Consider the following 6,206-nt stretch of genomic DNA (forward strand, 5'->3'; position numbering starts at 1 on the left):
GACGCTGGATTGCGGCGTTCGCCACAATGACATCCCTCTCCCGTCTCCCCGGCGCAGGCCGGGGTCCAGCGGCTTTCTCCCGCCAGCAAAAAACTCGCCATTTTTGACAGGAAGTTAAAGTTCCGGAAACAAGCTGTCGCCCTAGCCCACTCAGTGGGCTAATTTTCAGGAAACCGCAATGCCACAGGCCAAGATGAAGTTCGCCATCGACGATGGCTCCACCAACGTAAAAATCAGCTGGATCGAGGGTGGTCTGGTGCGCAGCATCACCTCCCCCAACTCCTTCCGCAAGGAGTGGAAGAGTGCCGCACTGCTGAGCGACAAGAAGGTGTTCAACTATCAGGTGGGCAGCACCAAGTACACCTACGACGCCACCTCGGACAAGGCGCTGTCCACTACCCACGTGGCCTTCCAGTACGACGACCTGAACCTGCTGTCTGTGCACCACGCCCTGCTGCAGACCGGCATCGAGCCCTGCCCGGTATCCATTCTGGTGACCCTGCCCATCACCGAGTACTACAACGCCGACGACTGCCAGAAGAATGAGGAAAACATCGCCCGCAAGAAGGCCAACCTGATGCGGGAGATCAGCCTCAACAAGGGCCAGCTGTTCGAGATTGTCGACGTCCAGGTGCTGCCTGAGAGTCTGCCTGCGGTACTGACTACCCTGATGGACTCCGGCGTCAACCCGTACACCAAATCCCTGGTGATCGATTGCGGCGGCACCACCCTGGACATGGGGGTCATCGTCGGTGAGTTTGACGATGTCTCCGCCGTCTACGGCAACGCCGACATCGGTGTCTCCATGGTCACCAACGCCACCCGCAAGGCCCTGGCCGCCGCCGACAGCGACGCCAGCTACCTGGTGGCCAACGAGCTGATCAAGCGCCGACACGACCGCGACTTTGTCGGCGACGTCATCAATGACCTGTCCAAGCTGGAGTGGGTGCTGGGCAAAATCGAGGAGAAGATCGCCGAGCTAGGCAGCGCCGTGGCCTACGAGGCCAAGACCTTCGCCCGCAACCCCAATCGCATCTACCTTGTGGGCGGGGGCGCCACCCTCATCGAGCCGGCGATCCGTGAAGCCTACCCCAGCCTGGGCGAGAAAATTGTACTGGTGCCCGAACCCCAGGAAGCCCTGAGCCGGGAGATCTGCTGCTACCACGCCGCCGAGCCACAAACCGCCGAAGCCGTCTGAGGCCAGTATGCGCATACGTTGCAGTTTTACCCTGGAGCCTGAGCAGCACCAGAGCCACAACCATGCGGTGGAGCGGCTGCGCCAGTGGCAGCAGCGGGAAAAGAGCCTGGAGAGCGACAGCCAGGTGCAACTGGCCCGCCGCAACGCCTTTCACCGGGATCTCTACCTGAGCGGGCTGTTCCTGCATCAGCTCTCTCCCCAACTGACGGCACAGCTCAGTGCCCGGCTGGGAGAGCCCAACCCGGATGCCGCCCTGCAGCAGTGTCTGAGCAACGCCGGGCTGCTGCAGTCCGGCGAGGGCGCCCTCTCCGACGGCCAGTGGCAACAGCTCACCTCCATGCTGAAAACCGCCATGGCCACCCCGAAGCCGGAGGCGACCACCGACTTGAGTGCCCTGAGCCAGCAACTGGAACAGGTGGAGCAAAAGTTGTCGACCATCCCCGAGTCCAGTTCGCCCGCTGGAAAACCGGATCTGTCCGCCCTGGAGGGACAGCTGGCTCAGCTGGTGGCGTGTCAGCAGGCTCTGATGGAGAAATTTGATGCCCTGCCCGAGCGCAATCAGCCAGATCTCAGCCCCTCATTGCTGCAACTGAAACAGGGGCAGGAGAAACTGATGTCTCAACTCAAGGGACTGAAGGGTCAGCTGGTTCAACCGGGTACAGGAACCACAGAGCCGGAACCGGCCAGGCTGGAGAGCCAGCTTGAGAAAGCCAGCCGGGTGAAGGCCAAAGGGATCTGGTAGAGAACCAAAACACTAAGGCAGGGTGTGGCCCCGACCGATGATGGTCCAGGGCAATGGGCGACCATTGTCCACCACAAGGCAGTTGCGCCCCCGCTCCTTGGCCCGGTACAGGGCCGCGTCGGCACGGTGTAACACATCCTCCAGATGGTCGTCTTCGATACTCTGCTGCACCAACCCCAATGAGATGGTGATCTGCTCGGTGTACTCCTCTCTGTCCTGCCCCATCGGCTGATTCAGGGGACGCCGAATGCGAAAGGGGTAGCTGGCCACCTTGCGTCGCACCCCATCAAGGGTATTCGCACAACAGTCTCTCCTGCGGGAACGAAACAGGATGACGAACTCCTCGCCACCCAAGCGATACACCATGCCGCCACATTCAACCTCGCTGAGCAGCTGTGCCACCAACCTGAGCACCTCATCCCCCACCTCGTGACCATACTTGTCATTAAACTTCTTGAAGTGGTCCACATCCGCTATGGCCAGGTGAAAGCCTCGAGGCAGATCATTAAGCATCGACTCCAAACTGCGCCGATTGCGCAGACCGGTCAATGTATCGAAGAAGGCCAGGCGGTAGCTGTGCAGCAGCAGCAACATGATGGTGAACAGGCCCATGGCCGAGAACGCCACTTCCGGCATGGACTCCACCTCGAAACCACAGACGCCAAACCCCAGCACCAGCAGTGCCATCAGCGCCACCATATCCACACTCTCCTGGCGCTGAAACAGCATGGCCAAAGGCACCGTCAAACTGGTCACCAGCAGTACCAATCCAGCCAGAGGCGGAGTGCCCAGCTTCAGCCCGGGAATACTGGACAACAACCGTTCAGAAGCGGCGGGGATCTCCACCAGCATCACCGCCCCCAGGGTCAACACCGACGCCAGCAGCAGATAGCACTTCCAGTTGTTGGACTCGCCGGCCAGTGCATCGGGAATCAGCTGAAAGGTGATGATCAGCGGCGGCACCATCAGGCACAACAGCCACAGCATCAGCTCGTTATGACCAAAGGGCAGCAGATGCTGCAGGTAGAGCTCAAGGATGCTGTAGGCCATCAAGGAGATCAGCAGGATAAAGCTGACCTTGGGTTGGGCATAGAGTCGGCTGACCAGCCAGGCGGCACATAAGAATAGCCACGGCAAGGCGGCAACGACTTGCAACAGAATGGGGTGGGAACCCTCAAGTATGGGGGGTAGCAAAAGTGTCAGGGTGCACAATCCCACTGGCATGGCGCCCTGCACCGCCCGTATCAACATAACAACGTCCTGTTCCTCGCGAGGAGCGATCCAGCGCTCCCATTTTTTGTATTCAATACTGAGGATAGACAAGGCTTCGGCACTACGCCCAAAGGAGTAGCTCGAAATATCGGGAAAAGTTAGATCTTTTTGCCGATGGTTATGCCATGGCACGGCGCCGGGCGGGACGCCGGCTGGGGGTTGCGTCGGCGCGAATGCAGTTGCGCCCCGCCTCTTTGGCCTGGTAGAGCGCCTCGTCCGCCCGCTTGATCACCGCCTCGGCATTGGCGTCATCGAATCGTGCCTGGGCCAGCCCCATGGACACCGTGATGGTTTGCGGAGGCGTCTTTGGCTTGGCTTCCCGCCTACGTCGCCTCACCGGGCCGCTGGGTTGTTTGTCACGCACGTAGAAGGGGTAATCGGCGATGGTCAGACGGATCGCCTCCAGCGCCTCCAGGCAGCGCTTGCGATCCCGACTGGGGAACACAATGGTGAACTCCTCGCCTCCATAGCGGTAGACAGTGCCGCCGGCACCCACCTTACTCAGCCGCTGAGCCACCAACCTGAGCACATCGTCACCCACGTCGTGGCCGAAGGTGTCGTTGAAGCTCTTGAAGTGATCGATGTCCACCATGGCCACCTGGTAACGGCCGCTCACCCCTTTCAGACGGGAATCCAGGCTGCGGCGATTGCGCACCCCGGTGAGCAGGTCGTAGAACGCCAGCCGATAACTGTGCAGTACCAGCACCACCAGCAGCAACACGCCCAGGCAGGTGAACATCAGCGAAGAGATCCCCGGCACATCGAAGTTGAAGCTGGTCAACGCCAGGGCCATCAGACACAGCAGGGCGGCAGAATCGCCCTTATCCTGGCGACGGTTCTGGCTGAGGGCACAGATGGCAAAATAGAGCCCCATCAGCAGCAGGGCCAGCCAAGGGGCGGGATAACCACCCAGAGGCTCAAACCAGCCCGCCAGCATCTGGTGGGTACCGGCAGGGTCGCTGCTGAGATAGTGATAGAACAGGCCGCTGGGCAGCAGGGCCACCATCAGCGCCGACAGGTAGTAGCCGCTGAGCAGCCAGCGCTCGGGCAGTTTGTCGTAGAGGAACACCAACAGCGGGGCAATCAGACACAGCCCCCAGAACTTCAGCTCGGTATCTCCCTGGGGCAGGGGCACCTGCAGATCATTGCGGATCAGGGCATAGGCGCCCAGACACACCATCACCATAAAGCTGAGTTTCTTCAGGCCGTAGACGAAACTGACCAACCCGGCCGCCCCCAACAGCACCCAGGGCAGGTACTCCAGCAGCCAGCGCACTTCGCCGCCAGCCGCCGCCAGCCATCCTGGCAGCACCGCCATACTGATCAGCATAAACAGCGCCATACCAAGCTGGATTAGGCGATGCGACATCCTATCTCTTCCCTTAAGGTTGTTGCCCAAATGTTCTCTAGTGCTACAGAGTACCTGAAATGGCACCGCAGCGGGATAGATTCCCTGGCGAATCCTTCGCTGAAGGCGACCCGTCCCGCCGCAAACTGAAATTAGGCCAGGCTGAGAATGCTGTCCCAGTAGAGCTTGAGCAGGCGCTCGTTCTCCACCCCAACGCACACGCTCTGGGCCCGGTTGGAGGACCACTGATCGTGGTGATAGAACTTGTCGTCGGTCTTCTGAATGGTCATGCCGATGGCAGGCCCGTCGGTGACCACACGCACCGGCCCCTTGCGGGTGGTGAACAGGCTGGGGTCGGCCACATAGGCCACCGCCGATGGGTCATGCACGTGGCAGCCATTGACGCCTACACGCTCGGAGTAGAACTTCAGGTAGAAGCGGCTGACGTCCCAGATAAACTGACCCACGTCGCCAGCTTCATCACGCAGCTTGTCCAGGTACTCACCGGTAAAGAAGGTCTGGTGAGTCACATCCAGGCCGACGATCACCACATGCCAGTCGGCGGTAAACACCTGGTCGGCGGCGTGGGGGTCGTCATAGATGTTGGCTTCGGCCACGGGAGAGATGTTGCCGCTGTGGCCCTGCTCGCCGAAGGCCGCGCCCATGATCACCACCTCTTTGACGTTGTTGACGATCTCAGGGTCGTACTCCAACGCCAGGGCCAGGTTGGTCAGCGGGCCGACCGCCACCAGGGTGATCTCACCTGGGTGGGCGCGAGTCATCTCACTCATGTACACATGGGCAGGGCGAGGGTCGATATTGATGGGCTGGTCCGCCGGCGCTTCCACCGTACCCAGGCCGTGCTCGCCGTGCACCACCACGGTGGGACCCACAGGATCACGGGTGATGGGGCCTTCGGCGCCGCGCACCACGGTGGCCCCCATGTTGAACTTGTCGTTGAGGAAGCAGGCGTTGCGGGTGCAATCCTCAATGGTGCCATTACCGTACACCGTGGTGATGGCCATCATGTCGATGTTGGGCAGGGCGTGGGCAAACAGCAGGGCCATGGCATCATCGATGCCTGGATCGGTGTCAAAGATAATCTTCTCGGCCATAGGGGTCTCTTTCTTGTTCTGAGTTCAGCGCAGCCGGCGCTCGGTGGCGCCCATTATCGATCACACTCAAGGTGAAAACTGGGCGGCCGGCCTCGTTTACCGGATTGGATTATAGCGCCGTGAATCCGCTGATGAACTGGATTATTTTACTCTGTTCTCTGTCGGCCTTTGGCGGAGGAAAACCACAAGTTAAAACCACAGACACTGGATACCGGCGTTCGCCGCAATGACACCCCTTCCGTCTCCCCGGCGCACGCCGGGGTCCAGTGGCTTTCCTGCTCAGACTCCGCCTAAAACCACAGACACTGGATTGCGGCGTTCGCCACAATGACACCGCCCTCCCGTCTCCCCGGCGCACGCCGGGGTCCAGTGGCTTTCCTTCTCGAGCCCGCCTAAAACCACAGACACTGGATTGCGGCGTTCGCCACAATGACACCCTTCTCCCGTCTCGCCGGTATATGGACTCCTCCCGAGTTTCAACCTCCAGCGCAAACAGACAAAGTAAGATGCAGGCGTATATTCGGGCTCTTG

The 6,206-nt window shown here is 60.5% G+C and carries 5 protein-coding genes; 2 read left to right on the forward strand and 3 right to left on the reverse strand.

The genetic code is table 11. The annotated features are described in order from the left end of the window. The first annotated feature begins 178 nt into the window (after window positions 1–178). Together parM and ACN0RV_RS19370 are read left to right on the forward strand one after the other, a co-directional pair. Complete coding sequence (gene parM / locus ACN0RV_RS19365; RefSeq protein ID WP_417350176.1) at window positions 179–1,198, forward strand: plasmid segregation protein ParM domain-containing protein; 1,020 nt, start codon at window positions 179–181, stop codon at window positions 1,196–1,198. 7 nt (window positions 1,199–1,205) lie between these two features. Further along, complete coding sequence (locus ACN0RV_RS19370) at window positions 1,206–1,940, forward strand: hypothetical protein (protein WP_417350177.1); 735 nt, start codon at window positions 1,206–1,208, stop codon at window positions 1,938–1,940. Window positions 1,941–1,952: 12 nt separating this feature from the next. Here the strand turns inward: ACN0RV_RS19370 and ACN0RV_RS19375 are convergent, their stop codons facing one another. The 3 genes from ACN0RV_RS19375 to ACN0RV_RS19385 all read right to left on the reverse strand — a co-directional run bounded on the left by ACN0RV_RS19375 (window position 1,953) and on the right by ACN0RV_RS19385 (window position 5,675). Continuing rightward, the gene (locus ACN0RV_RS19375; RefSeq protein WP_417350178.1) at window positions 1,953–3,191 is read right to left on the reverse strand and encodes a GGDEF domain-containing protein; all 1,239 of its coding nucleotides are present in this window, start codon (window positions 3,189–3,191) and stop codon (window positions 1,953–1,955) included. 139 nt (window positions 3,192–3,330) lie between these two features. Further along, on the reverse strand, window positions 3,331–4,581 hold the full coding sequence (locus ACN0RV_RS19380) for a GGDEF domain-containing protein (protein WP_417350179.1): 1,251 nt from the start codon (window positions 4,579–4,581) through the stop codon (window positions 3,331–3,333). 131 nt (window positions 4,582–4,712) lie between these two features. Then, window positions 4,713–5,675, reverse strand: coding sequence for a nucleoside hydrolase (locus tag ACN0RV_RS19385; protein WP_417350180.1), 963 nt, complete (start codon window positions 5,673–5,675; stop codon window positions 4,713–4,715). Window positions 5,676–6,206: the final 531 nt, after the last annotated feature.

It is taken from the genome of Ferrimonas sp. (genome assembly GCF_048263965.1).
In the GTDB taxonomy this organism is placed as follows: Bacteria; Pseudomonadota; Gammaproteobacteria; order Enterobacterales; family Shewanellaceae; genus Ferrimonas.